This window comes from Mycobacterium sp. UM_Kg27 (assembly GCF_000972905.1).
In the GTDB taxonomy this organism is placed as follows: Bacteria; Actinomycetota; Actinomycetes; order Mycobacteriales; family Mycobacteriaceae; genus Mycobacterium.
Genome location: NZ_JRMM01000257.1, coordinates 1 through 1,846 on the forward strand (window position 1 = coordinate 1; position 1,846 = coordinate 1,846).

Consider the following 1,846-nt stretch of genomic DNA (forward strand, 5'->3'; position numbering starts at 1 on the left):
CGGCCGCCCCATCAGCCGCGATCGCCTTACCAGTCCCGGAGGTTGTGGCGTTACCGCCGTTTCCGCCATTGCCGCCGTCGGTGGCACCAGCGCCACCATTGCCACCTTTACCGGCGACCGCATCCGCCGCCGACGCCGAATTCCTGATGATCACGTCGCCGCCGTTGCCGCCGTTACCGCCACGTCCGGTTCCACCATCGCCGCCGGCCGCCCCATCACCACCGGTGGCCTTACCCGTCCCGGCGGTACTGGCGTAACCGCCGTTGCCGCCGTTACCGCCATCGGTGGCACCGGTGCCACCATTGCCACCTTTACCGGCGACCGCATCCGCCGCCGACGCCGAATTCCTGATGATCACGTCGCCGCCCTGGCCGCCATTACCGCCACGTCCGGTTCCACCATTGCCGCCGTGGCCGCCGCTGCCGCCGGTGGTATGGGTGTCATCACCGTCGGCGCCGTGCCCACCATTCCCGCCGTACGACAGGTCCGCCCCATCGGCGCCGTTGACACCGTGCGCACCGGCGCTGCCGCCGGAGCCGCCGGTGCCTGCCGCACCACCGACGCCACCGTTGCCGCCGGAGCCGGAACCGGAACCGGCGTTGCCGCCATCACCACCGGCGCCATCACCGCCACCGGAGCCGGCTACACCCCACACCCCGGCGGCGCCATTACCACCAGCACCGGGGGTGCCACCAGCACCACCGCGGCCACCCGCACCACCATCACCATTGCGACCAGCGTTGCCGTGAGCGGCAGTACCGGCATTGCCACCCGCACCACCAGCCCCACCATTGAAACCGTCAGTGGCATCACCGCCACCGTCACCACCGCGGCCATTGTTGACACCGCTGATGCCTTGAGCGCCGGTCGTGCCGGAAATACCGGTCCCACCGGTACCGCCGACCCCGCCCGTTCCACCGTTACCACCGTTACCGGAGATGGCGCCACCCTGACCGCCATTACCACCAACACCACCGGCGCCACCAACACCGTCGAAACCCCGACCACCGTTGCCGCCAGTACCGCCGACCCCGCCGCTGCCCACGTTGACGGCATCGCCGCCACGTCCACCGGCACCTCCGGCCAGGTGGCCTGCGTATCCGGCGCCCCCGTCACCACCGCGCCCACCGTCGCCCTGGTGCAACCCGCCCAGACCTCCGGCACCGCCGTCAGCCCCGGCACCACCGTGGCCCCCTTGGCCGCCGTCGCCGATGAAGTAGGAATTGCCGCCAGCGCCACCGGCTACACCCTCTTCGGTGCTGTCCCAGCCCGCACCGCCGTTGCCATAGATGAACCCGCCCGCACCGCCATCGGGGTGCAAGTCGGTTCCGGTGGCGCCAACGCAGATGTAACCGCAGACCTCACCGCCGGCGACAAGGCCGGCCACATAGTTGTCGATGAACGTATCGAAGCTGTCTGGATTGGCCTCAGTCCAACCGAGGGCCTGCACGCGACCATTGAGGGCTTCGATTTGTGCGGCCGTTAGATCGTTACCACCGAGTGTCTGTATCTGCTGGTTGAATTCCGCAATGCGTACGGCGCTGAACGCGCCCGCGCCGCCGTCACCGCCGGGCGTCTCACCGCCAGGGTCGCCATCTCCCGGGTTCTGTCCGTCGTCACCAGGATTATCGCCGCCGCCAGGATTGTCGCCCCCACCATTAGGTGTGCCGTTCGGGGTGGCACCGGCACCTCCGGCGCCACCCGATCCGCCCGCCGCTCCGTTGTGCACCCCACCCGAGGCACCTAGTTTTCCGAGGAACACACCGGATAGTCCACCGGCACCTCCGGTGCCGCCGTCGCCGCCGACTCCGTTCAGGCCCTGTCTCTTATACACATCTGACGCTGC

General features: G+C 69.3%; 1 protein-coding gene. It reads right to left on the minus strand.

The genetic code is table 11. The features are described from left to right. The coding region (locus tag LI94_RS24070; RefSeq protein WP_343252087.1) for a PGRS repeat-containing protein at positions 1 to 1,846 on the minus strand (1,846 nt) is incomplete at both ends.